The sequence below is a fragment of the Sphingomonas pseudosanguinis genome (assembly GCF_014196255.1).
Taxonomy (GTDB): Bacteria; Pseudomonadota; Alphaproteobacteria; order Sphingomonadales; family Sphingomonadaceae; genus Sphingomonas; species Sphingomonas pseudosanguinis.
Window position 1 is genome coordinate 39288 of the sequence record NZ_JACIDH010000007.1, and the last position, 16113, is coordinate 55400.

17 protein-coding genes and 1 tRNA gene are annotated in these 16113 nt (G+C 66.6%); 9 read left to right on the forward strand and 9 right to left on the reverse strand.

Going from position 1 to position 16113, the window contains the following annotated elements:
* Positions 1-53: 53 nt before the first annotated feature.
* A complete protein-coding gene (locus GGR48_RS09435; protein WP_244954854.1) occupies positions 54-1601 on the reverse strand; it encodes an FAD-dependent oxidoreductase in 1548 nt (515 codons plus the stop codon).
* A gap of 30 nt (positions 1602-1631) precedes the next feature.
* Positions 1632-2201: a Dps family protein gene (locus GGR48_RS09440; RefSeq protein WP_338110545.1), complete on the reverse strand. Its 570-nt coding sequence runs from the start codon at positions 2199-2201 to the stop codon at positions 1632-1634.
* A 194-nt stretch (positions 2202-2395) separates the two neighbouring features.
* On the opposite strand from GGR48_RS09440, the gene GGR48_RS09445 reads away from it, so the two are divergent.
* Genes GGR48_RS09445 through GGR48_RS09455 form a run of 3 tightly spaced genes read left to right on the forward strand, consistent with a single transcriptional unit; the run spans position 2396 to position 5765 of the window.
* The gene (locus GGR48_RS09445) at positions 2396-3751 is read left to right on the forward strand and encodes an alpha/beta hydrolase (protein ID WP_183951667.1); all 1356 of its coding nucleotides are present in this window, start codon (positions 2396-2398) and stop codon (positions 3749-3751) included.
* Complete coding sequence (locus GGR48_RS09450) at positions 3748-5298, forward strand: GMC family oxidoreductase (RefSeq protein ID WP_183951668.1); 1551 nt, start codon at positions 3748-3750, stop codon at positions 5296-5298. Before GGR48_RS09445 ends, GGR48_RS09450 begins: the two co-directional genes overlap by 4 nt.
* A complete protein-coding gene (locus GGR48_RS09455) occupies positions 5295-5765 on the forward strand; it encodes a nucleoside deaminase (protein ID WP_183951669.1) in 471 nt (156 codons plus the stop codon). Before GGR48_RS09450 ends, GGR48_RS09455 begins: the two co-directional genes overlap by 4 nt.
* A 7-nt stretch (positions 5766-5772) precedes the next feature.
* On the opposite strand, the gene GGR48_RS09460 is transcribed toward GGR48_RS09455, so the two are convergent.
* From GGR48_RS09460 to GGR48_RS09480, 5 genes are read right to left on the reverse strand one after another with little or no spacing between them, the layout of a single operon-like run.
* Complete coding sequence (locus GGR48_RS09460) at positions 5773-6654, reverse strand: polysaccharide deacetylase family protein (protein ID WP_183951670.1); 882 nt, start codon at positions 6652-6654, stop codon at positions 5773-5775.
* A 53-nt stretch (positions 6655-6707) separates the two neighbouring features.
* The gene (locus GGR48_RS09465) at positions 6708-6956 is read right to left on the reverse strand and encodes a hypothetical protein (protein WP_183951671.1); all 249 of its coding nucleotides are present in this window, start codon (positions 6954-6956) and stop codon (positions 6708-6710) included.
* A gap of 36 nt (positions 6957-6992) precedes the next feature.
* The gene (locus GGR48_RS09470) at positions 6993-7190 is read right to left on the reverse strand and encodes a hypothetical protein (protein ID WP_183951672.1); all 198 of its coding nucleotides are present in this window, start codon (positions 7188-7190) and stop codon (positions 6993-6995) included.
* 7 nt (positions 7191-7197) lie between these two features.
* A complete protein-coding gene (locus GGR48_RS09475) occupies positions 7198-7698 on the reverse strand; it encodes a metallophosphoesterase family protein (protein WP_183951673.1) in 501 nt (166 codons plus the stop codon).
* Positions 7695-8705: an SPL family radical SAM protein gene (locus tag GGR48_RS09480; RefSeq protein WP_240456186.1), complete on the reverse strand. Its 1011-nt coding sequence runs from the start codon at positions 8703-8705 to the stop codon at positions 7695-7697. The genes GGR48_RS09475 and GGR48_RS09480 overlap by 4 nt, the downstream gene beginning before the upstream one ends.
* Before the next feature lie 203 nt (positions 8706-8908).
* On the opposite strand from GGR48_RS09480, the gene GGR48_RS09485 reads away from it, so the two are divergent.
* Positions 8909-9754, forward strand: coding sequence for a glutamine amidotransferase-related protein (locus tag GGR48_RS09485; RefSeq protein ID WP_183951675.1), 846 nt, complete (start codon positions 8909-8911; stop codon positions 9752-9754).
* A 28-nt stretch (positions 9755-9782) separates the two neighbouring features.
* On the opposite strand, the gene GGR48_RS09490 is transcribed toward GGR48_RS09485, so the two are convergent.
* Positions 9783-9872: transfer RNA gene (locus tag GGR48_RS09490), tRNA-Ser, on the reverse strand.
* A gap of 128 nt (positions 9873-10000) precedes the next feature.
* Between GGR48_RS09490 and hspQ the strand changes: the two genes are divergently transcribed.
* Entirely contained in the window at positions 10001-10381 is a 381-nt protein-coding gene (gene hspQ / locus GGR48_RS09495; RefSeq protein WP_240456185.1) for a heat shock protein HspQ, read from the forward strand.
* A gap of 40 nt (positions 10382-10421) precedes the next feature.
* On the opposite strand, the gene GGR48_RS09500 is transcribed toward hspQ, so the two are convergent.
* Positions 10422-13025: a TonB-dependent receptor plug domain-containing protein gene (locus GGR48_RS09500; protein WP_183951677.1), complete on the reverse strand. Its 2604-nt coding sequence runs from the start codon at positions 13023-13025 to the stop codon at positions 10422-10424.
* Positions 13026-13344: 319 nt separating this feature from the next.
* On the opposite strand from GGR48_RS09500, the gene rplU reads away from it, so the two are divergent.
* The 4 genes from rplU (at position 13345) to obgE (ending at position 16015) form a co-directional block, all read left to right on the forward strand.
* Positions 13345-13644: a 50S ribosomal protein L21 gene (gene rplU, locus GGR48_RS09505; RefSeq protein WP_007405484.1), complete on the forward strand. Its 300-nt coding sequence runs from the start codon at positions 13345-13347 to the stop codon at positions 13642-13644.
* Positions 13645-13687: 43 nt separating this feature from the next.
* Positions 13688-13954, forward strand: a complete 267-nt coding sequence (rpmA, locus tag GGR48_RS09510; RefSeq protein ID WP_183951678.1) for a 50S ribosomal protein L27 — start codon at positions 13688-13690, stop codon at positions 13952-13954.
* A 187-nt stretch (positions 13955-14141) separates the two neighbouring features.
* A complete protein-coding gene (locus GGR48_RS09515) occupies positions 14142-14690 on the forward strand; it encodes a GNAT family N-acetyltransferase (RefSeq protein ID WP_183951679.1) in 549 nt (182 codons plus the stop codon).
* 275 nt (positions 14691-14965) lie between these two features.
* The gene (gene obgE / locus GGR48_RS09520) at positions 14966-16015 is read left to right on the forward strand and encodes a GTPase ObgE (protein WP_183951680.1); all 1050 of its coding nucleotides are present in this window, start codon (positions 14966-14968) and stop codon (positions 16013-16015) included.
* Positions 16016-16113 lie beyond the last annotated feature (98 nt).

Sequence of the window (16113 nt, forward strand, 5' to 3'; positions counted from 1 at the left end):
GATGAACCGACACCGATAAAACCGCGACAACTGACCAATGGTGCCGGAATATGTCAGCTTGGGTCCGATTCCGGACTATTTCGCCCATCGGCGTCCGGCATGGCCCGTTTCCATCGATGTTCCTTGTCCAGCGCCAGCACGTCGCGCCCCGCCGTCAGGACGGCCTGCTCCCGACCGTCCTCGGCGAAGAAGACGGCGAAATCCCGGTCCGCGACATCGCCGTCGATCCTGCGATCGTCGGGCGCGGCGACATGGCCGACATAGCGCAGGCTGAGGTCGTAATGGCCCGACCAGAAGAAGGGCACCTCCTGATACGCGCCCTCCGCCTTGCCCAGCAGATGCCGCGCGAGCCATTGTCCCATGCGCTGCGCCACCACCCAATGCTCGACGCGGATGGGATGGCCCAGACGGGGGTCGGGCACGCTGGCGATGTCGCCGATCGCATGGATGGCGGGGTCCGAGGTGCGGAGCATCGCATCGACCTGCACCCCGCCGCCGGCCGCCTTGTCCGCAATGGTCAGGCCCGCTGCCTCGGCCAGTTCGACGCGTGGCTGAACACCGATACCGGCGACGACGAGATCGCCTTCGACGCGGGTGCCGTCGTCCAGCGTCGCCGCTTTGCCGTCCCAACGCACGATATGGCGGCCGAGATGGAAGGAGACGCCCTTGGACTCGTGCAGGTCGCGGATCATCGCCCCGACCTCCGGCCCGGCGGTCTTTTCCAGCGGCAGCGCATCGCCCGACACCACCGCGACCTCCAGCCCGCGCGCGATCAGCGAGGCGGCGACCTCCAGCCCGATATAGCTCGAGCCCAGCACGATGGCGCTACCCGCATCGGCGGTGGCGGCGATCAGGCGATCGGCATCGGCAAGACCACGCACGACATGGACGTCGTTGCGATCGGCACCGTAAAAGTCCGGACGGATCGCGGCGGCACCGGTGGCGAGCACCAGCGTGCGATAGGGAATGCGTGCGCCGTCGCGCAAGGTGACGACCCTGGCCTCGCGATCGATCCCGGCCACGGCAACGCCCGATCGGACGTCGACGCCCTCCAGCGCGGGCAATGCCGCATCGTCGCGGTCCGCCTTGCCGGCCAGATATTGTTTGGAACAGAAGGTGCGGTCATAGGGCGCATCGCCCTCTTCCTCGATCACCGTGACCGCTCGGCCCGCACCGTGCCGCGCCAGCATTTCGGCACAGGCATGTCCGGCCCCGCCGGCACCGATGATGACGACGGGACCAACGGTGTCCGTGTCGACCGAAGCGGGCTTATCGACAGGATCGGCGGGTCCGTCGATGCGGACCTGTCCGTCCTCTTCGATCACCGTAAACCGGTCGAGCGGCGCGAAGGCGGGCGCGCCCACGGCTTCACCGGTTTCCAGATCGAAGCGGGCGTGATGGAACGGGCAGCGCAGCGTGCCATCGGCGACGATCCCGTCTGCAAGCGGCGCCTTCAGATGGGTGCATGTCCCCGACAGCGCGCAGACCCGGCCGCGATGGCGGACGAGCACGATGTCCTGTCCGTCGAGGGTAGCCGGGACGATCCGCCCCTCCGCCAATTCGGTCGAGGCGATGCCGTTCGCCAGATCACGCTCCGCCATCGCCTCGTCCTCTCCCATCGCTCAGATCGTTCAGTCGGCGCGCTGGAGCGCGGTGGCGGCGAGGTGCTCGCCGATGAACCAGACCTGCGGTTCGTTGGAGCGGATGATGTCGCTGACCAGCAGATCGTTGGTGCCGTCATCACCCGACTCGTCGGCGGTCTTGGCGCCCTCATGCGCCTGTTCGAGTATGATCTTGTGCGCCTCCAGCAGACGCGCCAGCATCGTCGGCACATCCTCACGCCCGCGCGGCGGACGCGGGATACGGGTCATCTCGGCTACGTCATGCGGCGTCGCGATGCTGATCCCGCCCAGCGACTGGATACGCTCGGCGACCATGTCGACCAGTTCGGCCTGCTTTTCATAATGGGTGTCGAGCAACAGATGCAGCTGATAGAAGGTTGCGCCCGACATCTGCCAGTGATGCTTCTTATACAGGTCACGCAGCATCATCGTGTCGGCAAGGACCTGATTGAGGATCGATACGCTCTGCTTGCGGGCATTGTCGGACAGACCCAGTGGCAAGTCTTTCAGCGTACCGAACGCCTGGATTTCGCGATATTCGATCTTGTATTGCGGCTGTGCTTCATCGGTCTTGGCCACGATTTCACTCCGGGCAGGGACAGGGATGATGGCGAAGCGCATGCCCGCCGCCACGGTTCCATGAAATTTTGGACTGGCCGAACCGACCGAGCATTTTCCGGCAATGATCCAAATTAATTTTTGATCTCAAGCGTGAAAGCGGAACGCTACCGCCGCTGCGACGTCCAGCAGGGGCTTTTTGTTTGCGAGGCCGCATGACCCAACCCTCTCTGGTTTTCCTTCACGCTCTGGGCGCCAGCCACCGCGAATGGGACGGCGTGCGCGCGGACCTGTCCGACATCGATGGCATCGCGCTCGACCTGCCGGGGTTCGGCGAGCGCAAGGGCGAAGGCTATGCCGATGTCGCGGCGATGGCCGATGACCTGGCGGGCGAAATCCGGCGTCGGCGGCTGACCGCGTGCATCCTGGTCGGGCACAGCATGGGCGGCAAGATCGCCACCATCGTCGCGGCGCGCGCCGCGGCGGGCGAAGTCGGACTGGCCGGCGTGGTCGGCGTGGTGCTGGTCGCCGCCTCCCCGCCCTGCCCCGAGCCGATGGACGAGGATCGCCGCGAGCAGATGATCGGCTGGGTCGCCGATGGCGCGATCGGCCGTGCGGATGCCGAGACCTTCGTCGATGCCAACACCGCCACGCCGCTGCCCGAGCCGTTGCGGGAGAAGGCGATCGCCGATGTTCGCCGGTCGAGCCGCGAGGCCTGGCTCGGCTGGCTGGAGCGCGGCAGCCTGGAGGATTGGCGCGCGCGGGTCGGCCGTGTCTCGATCCCCGCGCTGATCGTCGCGGGGGCCGAGGACGGCGACCTGGGCGAGGCGGCGCAGCGGGCGCATAATCTGCCGCATTATCCCCACGCCGAGGTCCGGTCGGTCGAGGGTGCCGCGCACCTCATTCCCTATGAACAGCCGCAAGCGCTCGCGCGGTTGATCCGCGCGCATGTCGCGGCGGTCGCGTCATCGGCCCTGCCGGCGGCGTTCGTCGCCATTCTCGGCTCCGACCGGGTGAGCCGCCGGACACGCACCGCGATGCTGGAGCGCACCCGCCCGGTGGCTGACGCGCCCGCCGGCTGGACGGCGGCGGAGCGGGCGATCGCGGCGCAACTGGTGGCGCATATCCTGCCCGAGGTCGAAGACATGGACGGCCTGGCGGCACGAGTGGAACGGGCGGTGAACCAGGGTCAGGGCGATGGCTGGCGCTTCGCCGAACTGCCCGCCGATGCCGAGGCCTGGACGCGCGGGCTGGCGACGTTGGACGCGGTGAGTGGCGGCTTCGTCGCGCTCGACCATGACGCGCAGGCGAACTGGCTGGAGCGGATTGCCGAGGGACAGGGCGGCGCCACGGACGACGAACGCCATTTGTCGCCCGCGCAGATGGTCTTGTGGTTTCAGGATGTCCGCGCCGAGATCGTCCGCCAATGGGTGGCGCTGCCCGCGACCATGGCGGCGATCGGCTATGACGGCTTCGCGGTCGGCGGCGATGGTCCGCGCAAACAGGGCTATTCGCGCACGGCGGCGACTGACGTCGAGACATGGCAGCAGGTGCGGGAGACGATGGCATGAGCCGCGCGCCCTATTCCCATCAGGAGATGGTCGATGCCGTGGTCATCGGCACCGGAGCGGGCGGCGCCCCGCTGACCGCGCGGCTGGCGAAGGCCGGGCTGTCGGTCGTCGCGCTGGAGGCGGGCCGCTCCTTCGCCCCCAATGATCACGTCGCCGACGAACTGGCCGCCGACATCTATTGGATGGAAGAGCGGTTGAGCGGCGGGGCCGATCCCACCGCTTTCGGTTCGAACAATTCGGGCATGGGCGTGGGCGGATCGACGCTGCACTGGGGTGCCTTCTGCCCGCGCCCCGATGCGCGCGATCTGCAACTGAAGTCGTTGACCGGGCAAGGCGCCGACTGGCCGATCCCCCATGCCGAGCTGATCGCCTATGTCGAGGAGGTCGAGGCGTTCACCGGCGTGTCCGGGCCGGCCGACTATCCCTGGGACGCCAGACGCCGCTATGCCTATCCGCCGGTGCCGCGCAACGCCTCGGCCGATGCGATGGCGCGCGGGTGTGAGGCCATGGGCATCACCGCCACCGACGCGCCCGCCGCGCTCGTCTCGCGCGACCGCGATCAACCCTATTGGGGCCAGCGACAGGCCTGTGTGAATTGCGGCACCTGTCATCAGGGCTGCCGCAACGCCGCCAAGACCAGCATGGATACCAGCTACCTGCCCTTCGCCGTCGCGCATGGCGCGGAGGTGCGCTCCCAGGCCCGCGTCCTGTCGTTCGATCTCGACCATGAAGGGCAAATCACCGGCGTCGTCTATCATCAGGGTGGCGAGGAACGCCGCCAGCGCTGTCGTGCGGTCTTCCTGTGCGCGGGCGGGGTGGAAAGCCCGCGCCTGCTCCTGAACCTGGGGCTCGCCAACTCCAGCGGGCAGGTCGGCCGCAACTTCATGGCGCATGTCGCGACCCAGGTCTGGGGCCGCTTCGACGACGAGATGCGGATGAACCGGGGCTATCCCTCCTCGCTGATCACCGAGGACATGATGCGCCCGGCCGAGGCGGGGTGCGCGGGCGGCTATCTGATCCAGAGCCTGGGCGTGCTGCCGGTCAATCTGGCGACCCAGCTGGCGCGCGGCGCGGGCATGTGGGGCACGCGGCTCCAGTCCCTGCTGCGCCAGTATAACCACATGGCCGGGATCGGCATCAATGGCGAGTGCCTGCCGCATCCGGACAACCGCCTGACCCTGTCGGACGAAACCGACGCCTTCGGCCATCGCAAGGCCAGGATCGATTTCAGCTATCACGACAACGAGCGGGCGATCGACCGCCATTCTCGTCAGGTCATGACCGCGATCTGGGAAGCGGCGGGGGCAAAGGACATCTTCGCTATCGACCGTTCGGCGCATACCATCGGCACCTGCCGCATGGGCGGGAATGGCGACGAAGCCGTCGTCGACGCCGATGGACGCAGCTTCGACATCGCCAATTTGTGGATTTGCGACAATTCGATCTTCCCCAGCGCGCTGGCGGCCAATCCGGCGCTGACCATCATGGCGCTGTCGCTGCGCACCGCCGACCGTTTCCTGGCCCTGTCGAAGGCGCGTGCCGCATGAACGAGACCGACCTGAAGCATCTTGCCCGCTGCGTCGAACTGGCGACCGAGGCGGTGGAAGCGGGCGATGCGCCGTTCGGCTCGCTGCTCGTCTCGCGCGATGGCGAGGTGTTGTTCGAGGATCGCAACCGGATCGGCGGCGGCGATCCCACGCGGCATCCCGAATTCGCCATCGTCCGCTGGGCGGTGGAACATCTCTCGCCCGACGAACGCCGGGCCGCGACCGTCTATACCTCGGGCGAGCATTGCGCGATGTGCGCCGCCGCGCATGGCCTCGCCGGGATGGGGCGGATCATCTATGCCAGCTCGACCGAGCAACTGATCCGCTGGATGGCCGAGCTCGGCAAGCCGCCGCTGGGCATCGCGCCGCTGCGGATACCCCAGGTCATCGACGGTGCCGAGGTCGAGGGCCCTGTCCCCGCCTTCGCCGAGACGATCCGCGATCTTCACGCCCGCTCGCGCGCCTGACGGCGGCTCAGACCGCCAGATCGTTCGCCTCGACATGGTCGGCGATCTGGCCGGCGGTCGTCCACCAGATGCGCGGATCGGCGGCCTGCCGCAATTCCTCCAGCGCGCGCGCCAGCGGCGGCACCCGGTGCGCCTGCCCCATGATATAGGGATGCAGCGCGATGCCCAGCACCAGCGGCCGGCGGTCCGCCTCGCTCAGCAACTGGGTCACCGCATCGCGGATCATCGTGGCGAAGCCCGTCGCCTCCTGCCGCCGCTGAACGATGGCGGGTATGTCGTTGATCTCCTGCGAATAGGGCACCGACAGCAGATCGCCGGCTTGCGTCGTCAGGCGCGTCGGCTGGTCGTCATGCGCCCAGTCCATGACGTAGCGATAGCCCGCCGCCTTCAGCAGGTCGGGCGTCGCCTTGCTCTTGGAAATCCACGGACCTAGCCAGCCGCTGGGCCGGACGCCCAGTGCCGACAGCCGCGTCGTCACATCGTCGATCATCGCCCGCTCGTCATCGACCGACAGCTCGCCCTGCGCCTTGGCATTGCTGCGGCCATGCGCGGCGATCTCGTCGCCCCGGTCGCGGCACGCCTCGGCCAGGCCGGGGCAGCGATCGAGCACCTCGGCATTGAGGAGCGCGGTCGTCTTCAGCTCCAGCCGGTCGAACAGGTCGAACAAGCGCCACGCGCCGACCCGATTGCCATAGTCGCGCCAGGCATAGTTCATGACGTCGGGCTGGGTCTGCGACGGGGCCAGCTCGGCCCCGAGCCCGCCGTCAAAGTCGAACACCTCGTAGTTGATGCCGAAATAGATGGCGAGCCGGCGCCCGCCCGGCCAGTCATAGACGGGGCGATCGATGATGGGGCTATAGGGGTATCGGTGGTGATCGGACTGGCTCATGCCACCCCAACGAAGCCGCGCGTCGATGGATGCCCGACGATCCGACGCGTCGCTCAGCTTTTCGCGGTCACCGGCACCGATGGCCGTGATGCGGCGCGCGGCTCGGGTGTCTCGAGCGCTGGCGAGCCCGGTCCGCCATGCCGGGTGGCGTAAAGATGGCGCAGGATCAGCGCCAAATCCTGCTCGCCCAATTGCGACCCGCGATCGATCAGCGCGTCTTCGGGCAGCGATTCGACCCAGGCCGCCAGCCGGTTGCAGGCCGCGCCGAGTTCGGGATCGGCACTGTCGTCGAAAGCCGCCATCACGTCATCTCCTGCATTTCCGCGCCGTCGACCTCATTACAAGGCGATGCCGCGCCGCGCCATTTCCCCCGAGGCCATATCGCCGAGCGGCGTTGCCGCCCCGCCCGAGAAAATGTCTGCCAGATCAAGCAGATCGTCATCGCTCAGCGCGACGATCGACGCCTCGATCCGCGCGACTGTCCGAGCTGCCGCCGCATGATCGTTCGCGATCCGCTTGTTTCGTATCTTCAACATGGCGCCTCTATCGCATCTTTCCGGTCGAGGAGAGAAGCCGCTCCAGCGTCACCGGCGCGAATATATGGACATCGACGCCGACATCGAACTGCCGGGGCATCGGCTTCAACCGGCCATGGCTATGCCCATGCAGGTTCAGCGCGCCCTTATGTTGCCCGTTCCAGCTTCGGAACGGGTAATGGCACAGCACGAGCGCGCGGTCATCCACCATGATCTCGGCATAATCGCCCGTGCTGGCCCAGCCGGCGGCGGTCAGCGTCGCATCGGGATCGTTATTGCCGCGCAGGAGATGCTTGGTCCCGTGCAGCCGGTCGAGCAACGCCGGGACATCGGCGGGCCGCCGGGCGACATCGCCCAGATGCCAGACGACATCCTCCGGCCCGACCACGGCGTTCCAACGTTCGATCAAAGCGGCGTCCATCTCCGCGACGTTGGCGAAGGGGCGCTTCTGGATATTGATGGTGCGGTGGTCGCCGAAATGCGTGTCGGCGGTGAAGAAAATCGTCATGTCCAATAGAGGATACGCGCGAACGGCAGCGTGGATGCGAGCCGCTCCTCGAAAAAGCGGCGCAGTTCGCGCATCGTCTCGGCGTCATAAACCTGTTTCTCGGTGCCGAACTTGGTCCGCTTGGTGGTGCGATTGGCCTCCCCCATGTCGAGCGTCGAGCCGGGATACCAGCTGTCGAGCACCGCCTTCGACCCGCTGGTGAAGCGGTGGGTGATCAGCTCGATGGTCAGGTCCAGCCCCGGCACATCCGCCAGCATCGCGCCCGCATCGGCCAGCAATTCGCCATAGGCGTCGCGCCAGCCCGGCGCGGCAATGATCGGCGCGATGGTCAGCCCGACCGGATAGCCTGCCAGCGCCATCCGGCGCAGCGCGGCCAGCCGATCGGCGACGGGCGCGGTGCCGCCCTCGAACCGCGCGAACAGGCGTGGATTGATCGATGCGCGCATCCGCGTCCGCCGCTGGTGATCGATGTCCAGCAGCGGCGCGACGTCGGCGAACTTGGTCGTGAAGCGCAATTGCGCGGGCACGTCCCACCGCCCGAACCAGTCGATCATGTGCGACAGCGATCCGGTGATCGGCTCCAGCGCGAGCGGGTCGGTGTAGCAGGACGCTTCGAACGTCGTGCCCTCCTGCGCGCGGTCGCGACTGCGCGAGGTGATGGTCCCCTGCCCCAGATAGGCGGGCAGCCCGTCCAGTATCTCGTCGAGATTGGCATAGACACGCGTGATCGGCGGCCCCTTCAGCGAGCCTGCGAGATAGCAATAGCTGCAATGCGCCGGACACCCCTCGGCCAGATCGACCCGCCAATCCGCGCTCGGCGCGATGGGTTGCAATTTGCGCTTGGAAGGCGGCGCGACGACGACCGCCAGCGTTGATTTGGCCGCAGTATAGGCGCGGCGCGGATCGTCGGGCAGACCGAGATTGAGCCGATCGCTCGCCAGTTCGACGATCTCCACGCCAAGACCGGCCGCACGCTCGACCATCGCCCGGCCATGTGCGAAGGTCATGGCGGACCTTGTGATCAACAGACGGCGCGGACGCCATGCCGCACGGTCGGATAGGACGGATGTCGCGGCGGTGGCCATCCGCACTCAACGCCCCGCGCCGCCGGACGGTCCGAATTTTCCATTGCGATAAACGGTTTATTCCTGACCGACGGACCAAGCCGCCCGGGCATGCGTTAAGCCCCCTCACCATAAAAGGGCCAAGCGTGCCGCATTACCTGATCGCCCAGAGCGAATTGCCCGAGGAGCGCGAGGCACGCCGCAAACGCGCCGGCCAGAGTTCGGGCGAGACCTATGCCGCGACGCTGGCGCAGATGCAGCCCGGGATCGACACCACCATAGCCTCCCCCGCCGACGCCGATACGCCGGTCTTTTCCGCCGAGCGGCTCGCATCCTTCGACGCCGTGTTCCTCACCGGCTCGCCCATGCATGTCTATGACGATGGGCCGGAGGTGGACCGCCAGCTCGATTTCATGCGCGCGGTCTTTGCCGCCGGGGTTCCGTCTTTCGGTTCCTGCGCCGGCCTGCAGATCGCGGTCGCGGCGGCCGGCGGACAGGTGCGCAAGATGCCCGAGCGGATGGAGGCCGGCATCGCCCGACGGATCAGCGCCACCGAGGCGGGGCGTGACCATCCCCTGCTCGCCGGCCGCCCGCCCAGCTGGGACGCGCCGGCCATTCATGGCGACGAGGTTCTGGAACTTCCCCCCGGCGCGACCCTGCTCGCCAGCAATGCGGTCACCCGCGTCCAGGCCGCCGAGATTCGATATGATCGCGGGATTTTCTGGGGCGTCCAATATCACCCCGAGCTCGCCTTGCGCGAAATCGCCATCGCGCTCGCCGCACAGGCCGATGATCTGGTTGAGGCCGGACTGGCCGATCGCAAAAGCGACGTCACCACCCGCGCCGCCGACATCGACGCGCTGCACGACACGCCCGACAGCCGCGCGCTCCACTGGCAACTGGGCATCGACGGCGAATTCGCCGAAGAACGTCTGCGCCGCCGCGAGATCGGCAACTTCCTGGCCAACCTGTCCGCCCTGCGGGAGGGCTAGGGGATTTTGTCCGGTGATGTGAAGTAAGTGGCGGAGAGGGAGGGATTCGAACCCTCGGTACCGTTGCCGGCACGCCGCATTTCGAGTGCGGTGCATTCGACCACTCTGCCACCTCTCCGCGAGGATGATCCGGGCGGTGGGAAACCGCCGGGGCCAGTCGATTGGAGGCGCGCTCCTAGATCAGCTTTTTCGGCAATGCAAGCACCTAAACTTGTGCAACGCCACAAACGCATTAAATCTGTGGATATGGATTTCATCGACATGCCGCCCCTCACCTCGCGCTTCGACGTGGAAGCGCCCATCGTCGCGAGCGCCCGGTTCGCGATCGGCGATGTCGTGCGGCACCGGATGTTCGACATTCGCGGCGTGATCTTCGACGTCGACCCCGTCTTCGCCAATAGCGACGAATGGTATGACGCGATTCCCGAACAGATTCGCCCGGCCAAGGACCAGCCCTTCTACCACCTGCTCGCCGAGAACGCCGAATCGAGCTATGTCGCCTATGTCAGCCAGCAGAACCTGCTGCCCGACGACAGCGACGAGCCGGTCGATCATCCGGCGCTGGCGGGGCTGTTCACGGGGTATGAGCATGGGCGCTATCTGTTGAAGCGCGAACACCGCCACTGACGGAGACGGCCGGGCCCTTCGACCCGGCCGGCCGGAACGCTCAGAAGTTGACCGAGGCCCGCGCATAGAGGAACCGGCCGTTGAAGCCGAAGGGCGACAGGCTGGAATAAGGCAGGAAATAATTGTTGACCCCGAACGTGCCGCCGACCGGCGCGCGCGTGGGATAGATGTCGAACAGATTGTCCGCCCCGATCGCCAGTTCCAGCGCCTCGATCGGCTTCACCCGAACCTCGGCATCGGTGATCCATTTGGGCGCCAGCGTGAAGTCGCCGGCCCCCGCTCCCGGGGCGATCGCCAGATCGGTTGCCGTTCCCGCCGAGAAGACAGTGCCATAACGGTTGGCGCGGATCGTCGCCGAAACGCGGCCCAGTTCGTAATCGGCGCCCAGATTGATCTTGCTGTTGGGCTGTCCCCTGGTCAGCCGGTAGCTTTCCGCACGACCGAACACCAGCAGGCCGGGCAGCGAGGGCAGCGATTCGCGCCCCGTGATCGTCTGGTCGTTATAATTGAATCCGGCGGTCAGGCTGACCCGGCCATAGCCGAAATCGGGCACGCGATAGGTGGCGATCACGTCCACGCCCTGCGTCTTGGTATCGACGCCGTTGACGAAAAAGCGCGCCGAATTGACGCCCGCAAAACCCTGCGCCTGGAGCAGGGCATTGACGGCGGCGCCTTGCAGGTTTTCGCTGAGTACGATCCGGTCGCGGATGCGAATCTGGTAATAATCGGCCGTCACGTTGAAGCCGGGGATCGGGTCGAAGGTCAGGCCACCGCCGAAATTGGTCGCCTTTTCCGGCTGTAGCGGCTTGGACCCCAGCGCGATCGCCAGCGGGCTCGACACCGGCACGGTCAGGATTTCCAGCAGCGTGCCGGCGACATTGTTGGTCGAGGAGGTGCTGAAATATTGCTGGGCCAGGCTGGGTGCGCGAAAGCCGGTCGAGATCGAGCCACGGATCGCGACCCCGGGGAAAAGCTGCAACCGGCCCGCCAGCTTGCCGTTCACCGTGTCACCGAAATCCGAATAATGCTCATACCGTCCCGCCGCCTGGACGGACAGCGCCTCGCTTACCTCCGCATCGAGTTCGACATAACCGGCAAAGCTGTTGCGTGAGACATCGGTCACGTTGGACGGACGGAAGCCGGGGAAGACCTGCGCCCCGCCCGGTGCACCATTGGGCACGAACGGGCCATTGACATAGCTGGCCGGATTGCCTGCGCGAATCTGGAAATTCTCACGGCGGAATTCGCCGCCTGCGGCAAAGCCCAGCGACTGGAGGAAGCCGACGTCGAAGCGATGGCTCAGGTCGAGATTGGCGACGGTCTGGCCGAAACGGATGCCGCCCGCATAGAAGTTGCGCGGGCTGTTCGCGCCGCCCAGCGAGGTGTTGAAGCTGTTCTCGACCGAGTAATCGAGCGAATTGGCCCCATAGACGACCGACAGATCGGCATTCCATCCATCGGCGATCTCCCCCTTCACCCCGACCGCGCCCGAATAATCGGCGATCTCGGACCGGATGAAGGGCAGGAAACCGTTGGCGTAGAAGGGCACAAAGGTCGTGGTCGAGGCCGACCAGTCGCGGTTGCGCGAGTCATTGGGGCGCCGGAAGAAGCCCGCGCCCAGCCCGTCGCGAATGCCGTAGGAACCAAAGGTATAGAGGTCGAACTGCCCGGCGATCTGGGTGCCCGCATTCACGAACAGGTTCATGTCGCGTGTCTTGCCGTCGCCATAGGCGTGGTTGAAGCGGTTGGCGGTCAGCTCCCGCGCATCGCCCGCGACATATTGGCGGCGGGGATCGGCGGCGGCGCGCTGGGTCGGATCGCGGTCTCGGAACTGGCTGGAAAAGACGAAGTAACCGCCCTCCCCCATCGGCAGGCCGATCGACGAGGCGAGGGTCAGCGTATCGCCGTCATGACGCACCCGGTCATCCTGCGCGTAATTGAGGCCCAATATGTCGTTGGCGCGGTTGGTGCCGCCCGATACCGCGATCACGGGATTGCCCGCGGCATCTGTCTGGACGCCGAGCAGATCCTTCACCCCGTCCATGCTGGTGCGATATTGGCCATAGGTGACCGAACCGCGCACGCCCTTGCGCTTGGAAAGCTGGATATTGATGACGCCCGCGATCGCGTCCGATCCATAGAGCGAGGAGGCGCCGTCGCGCAGGATCTCGATCCGGTCGATGGCGATGGGAATGATCTCGTTCAGATCGACCGCCCCCGACCCGCGCCCGACCGACCCGTTCAGGTTGAGCAGCGCCGCCTGATGCCGCCGCTTGCCGTTGACCAGCACCAGCGTCTGATCGGGCGCCAACCCGCGCAGCGTCGCGGGGCGCAGCGAGTCGGTACCGTCGGTGATCGACGGCTGCGGAAAGTTGAACGAGGGCACCAGCTGGTTCAGGAGCTTGTTGGTTTCGGTATAGCCCGCATTGGTCAACTGCTCGCCGCCGATGACGTCGACCGGCACCGGGCTGTCGGCGAGCGTGCGGCCGGGAATCCGGCTGCCGGTGACGATGACCATGTCCTGCGACTCGCCGTCCTGTTGAGCGGCTGGAGAGGCGGACGTAGCGGTCTGGGCCATGGCGGGCAAGGCGAGGCCGAGGCTCGACACGGAGACGAGCAGGATCGTGGCGTGAAGCGAACGCATCAAATTCCCCATTTTTGATACAGGACGGTCATCGCGCCGCCCCCGACGATCACAATATGTCGAGCTTAGCGGCCAGCAATTGCCATTTCGATCGTTTCACAATTTTGTCATTCGATTGTTGCTGCAGTGCAACATCGCCAGATTAGTACCAATGTGGCCAAACCGCGCGATCGCGTCGCCTGACATGCCGTCAGGCGTGTGCGACCGGCGAAAACATGCAATCCTTGGTTGACAATCCGGCCACCTTTGCCTAGCTGACCCTTCTTTCCCGACGGGCATTCCCGCGCGGGAGCCATGCATTTGGGAAGTGATAAGAGCCATGTTCGCAGTCGTGCGCACGGGCGGCAAGCAGTATCGCGTCGCCGCCGGAGATAAGATCGTCGTCGAGAAGATCGAGGGCGAAGCCGGCGCGTCGGTGACGCTGGGTGACGTTCTGCTGGCGGGCGAAGGCTCGGAGCTGAAGGCCGTCGACGGCATCACCGTTGCCGCCGAAATCATCGCTCAGGCGAAGGCCGACAAGGTCATCGTCTTCAAGAAGCGTCGCCGCCACAACTATCGCCGTCGCAACGGCCACCGTCAGCAGCACACGATCCTGAAGATCGTGTCGGTCGGCGCCTGATTTTTCAGACGCGCCTCCCAACGAAATCCAGGAGTAGTTCGCAATGGCACATAAGAAAGCAGGCGGTTCGTCGCGTAACGGTCGTGATTCGGCCGGCCGTCGCCTTGGCGTGAAGAAGTTCGGTGGCCAGGAAGCCATCGCCGGCAACATCCTCGTGCGTCAGCGCGGGACGAAGTTCTATCCGGGTCGCAACGTGGGCATGGGCAAGGACCATACCCTGTTCGCGCTCGTCGATGGCCGCGTCTCGTTCCACGAGGGCAAGCTGGGCCGTAAATTCTGCTCGGTCGAACTGGCCGCAGCGGCCGAATAATCGGGCAACCGCGCCGGGTTGCCCACCAGGGTGACCCGGGTTCCGCGCAGGAACCAGCAAAAAAGGGAGACGGGTCACCCCGGCTCCCTTTTTTTCGTGCTCCCTCCACCGCTTCCGGGCTTCTGTCGCCGTCCCGTCATCCAGACGTGGCAGGGGCGGGCCCGACGCGACGAGGAGTTGTCGAGTGATGTTCGCGCGGACCGAAAGATTGTTGTTACGGCCGGCCTGGCCGGAGGATGCCAATGCCCTGGCGGAGGCCATCGGCCATGAGTCGATCGCCCGCATGGCGGCGCGGGTCCCCTACCCGTATCACCCCGAAGACGCCGAGCGCTGGCTGGCCCAGCCCTGCGCCGCGACCGAGCCGCGCTTCCTGATCACCGCGCTGGATCGCGGCGGCGCGCCCGAGCTGATCGGCGGCATCGCGATCATCGCGGGGGATACGGGACACGAGCTCGGCTATTGGCTGACCCCGTCGGCCTGGGGTCGCGGCTATGCGACCGAGGCGGGCCGCGCGGTCGTCGCCACGGCGCGCCATGCCCTGCCCATCGCCCGGCTGAACGCCTGGCACTTCGCCGACAACCCCGCCTCGGGCCATGTCCTGACCAAGCTGGGCTTCCGCCCCACGGGGCAGCGGATGGCGCGCGCCTCGGCCGGGCGGGAGGCGCTGTCGCCCAGCATCCATTATGCGCTGGACCTGGAGGACGAGCGCAATCGCGCGATGCCGTTGGCGGCGTGAGGGTTTTTGATAGGGGGTGTTCCGGATCGTCGGCGCGGGTCCGCGTTGCGATCCGGGATGCTTGGCGTCCGGGTGGGCGTGGCCTTCGACTGCGCTCAGGCTGAACGGAGGGTGGAACACGGGGCTTGGCACAACGACCGTTCAGCCTGAGCGCAGTCGAAGGCCACGTCATGCCCCCTCACACCCGGTGCGCCAAGGTCACGCCCCGCCCCCGATCGCCCGCGCGATACACGGCCGGGCTGGTCAGTCGGCGCGGTCAGCGGTAAGGGCGGGCCATGCATTTCCTTGACCAGGCCAAGATTTTCGTTCGCTCCGGCGCGGGCGGCCCCGGCGCCGTTTCTTTCCGGCGCGAGAAGTATATTGAATATGGCGGCCCCGACGGCGGTAACGGCGGCAAGGGCGGCGACATCATCTTCGAGGCGGTCGCCGGCCTGAACACGCTGATCGACTTCCGCTATACCCAGCATTTCCGTGCACCGCGCGGGCATGGCGGGTCGGGATCGAACCGCACCGGCGGCGGCGGCGACGATCTGGTCATCAAGGTACCGGTCGGGACCCAGGTCCTGTCCGAGGACAAGGAAGAGGTGCTGCTGGACTTCACCAAGGTCGGCCAGCGCGAGGTGTTCCTGCGCGGCGGCGATGGCGGTCGCGGCAATGCCAGCTACAAGACCTCGACCAACCGCGCGCCGCGCCAGCACGGCACCGGCTGGCCGTCCGAGGAAGCGTGGGTCTGGCTGCGGCTGAAGCTGCTGGCGGATGCGGGCCTCGTCGGCCTGCCCAATGCGGGCAAGTCGACCTTCATCAACGCGGTAACCAACGCCCAGGCCAAGGTCGGCGCCTATGCCTTCACCACCACCCGCCCGCAGCTGGGCGTGGTGCGGCATCACAATCGCGAGTTCGTCGTCGCCGACATCCCCGGCCTGATCGAGGGTGCGGCGGATGGCGCCGGCATCGGCGACCGCTTCCTGGGGCATATCGAACGGTGCCGCGTGCTGCTCCATCTGGTCGATGCCAATGATGCGGACGTGGCCGAAAGCTATCGCATCGTTCGTGACGAGCTGGAGGCCTATGGCGGCGGCCTGATCGACAAGCCGCACATCATCGCGCTGAACAAGATCGACACGCTCGACGACGAGCTGATTGAGGCGCTGTCGGCCGAACTGGCCGAGGCGAGCGGCGCGGACGTGATCCCGCTGTCGGGCGCGGCGGGGACCGGTGTCGACTGGGTGCTCGACAAGCTGCTCGAACAGATCGGGCCGGGGCCGGATTCGGTGCCGGACAATGACGAGGGCGAGGACGAGATTACGTGGTCGCCGCTGGGCTGATTCGTCGGGTGGCGGGCTCGGTGAGACACCCTGCCCTCCCCCAGCCCCTCCCGCTTGCGGGAGGGGAGCGATACTTGGCGGGCCGCTCGCCCCAAACA

Excerpts from the sequence above, each read along its gene's own strand:
- GGR48_RS09435 (WP_244954854.1), bottom strand. The coding sequence starts at position 1,601 with ATGGCGGAGCGTGATCTGGCGAACGGCATCGCCTCGACCGAATTGGCG.
- GGR48_RS09445 (WP_183951667.1), top strand. The coding sequence starts at position 2,396 with ATGACCCAACCCTCTCTGGTTTTCCTTCACGCTCTGGGCGCCAGCCAC.
- GGR48_RS09450 (WP_183951668.1), top strand. The coding sequence starts at position 3,748 with ATGAGCCGCGCGCCCTATTCCCATCAGGAGATGGTCGATGCCGTGGTC.
- GGR48_RS09455 (WP_183951669.1), top strand. The coding sequence starts at position 5,295 with ATGAACGAGACCGACCTGAAGCATCTTGCCCGCTGCGTCGAACTGGCG.
- GGR48_RS09460 (WP_183951670.1), bottom strand. The coding sequence starts at position 6,654 with ATGAGCCAGTCCGATCACCACCGATACCCCTATAGCCCCATCATCGAT.
- GGR48_RS09465 (WP_183951671.1), bottom strand. The coding sequence starts at position 6,956 with ATGGCGGCTTTCGACGACAGTGCCGATCCCGAACTCGGCGCGGCCTGC.
- GGR48_RS09470 (WP_183951672.1), bottom strand. The coding sequence starts at position 7,190 with ATGTTGAAGATACGAAACAAGCGGATCGCGAACGATCATGCGGCGGCA.
- GGR48_RS09475 (WP_183951673.1), bottom strand. The coding sequence starts at position 7,698 with ATGACGATTTTCTTCACCGCCGACACGCATTTCGGCGACCACCGCACC.
- GGR48_RS09480 (WP_240456186.1), bottom strand. The coding sequence starts at position 8,705 with ATGACCTTCGCACATGGCCGGGCGATGGTCGAGCGTGCGGCCGGTCTT.
- hspQ (WP_240456185.1), top strand. The coding sequence starts at position 10,001 with ATGGATTTCATCGACATGCCGCCCCTCACCTCGCGCTTCGACGTGGAA.
- GGR48_RS09500 (WP_183951677.1), bottom strand. The coding sequence starts at position 13,025 with ATGCGTTCGCTTCACGCCACGATCCTGCTCGTCTCCGTGTCGAGCCTC.
- rplU (WP_007405484.1), top strand. The coding sequence starts at position 13,345 with ATGTTCGCAGTCGTGCGCACGGGCGGCAAGCAGTATCGCGTCGCCGCC.
- rpmA (WP_183951678.1), top strand. The coding sequence starts at position 13,688 with ATGGCACATAAGAAAGCAGGCGGTTCGTCGCGTAACGGTCGTGATTCG.
- GGR48_RS09515 (WP_183951679.1), top strand. The coding sequence starts at position 14,142 with ATGTTCGCGCGGACCGAAAGATTGTTGTTACGGCCGGCCTGGCCGGAG.
- obgE (WP_183951680.1), top strand. The coding sequence starts at position 14,966 with ATGCATTTCCTTGACCAGGCCAAGATTTTCGTTCGCTCCGGCGCGGGC.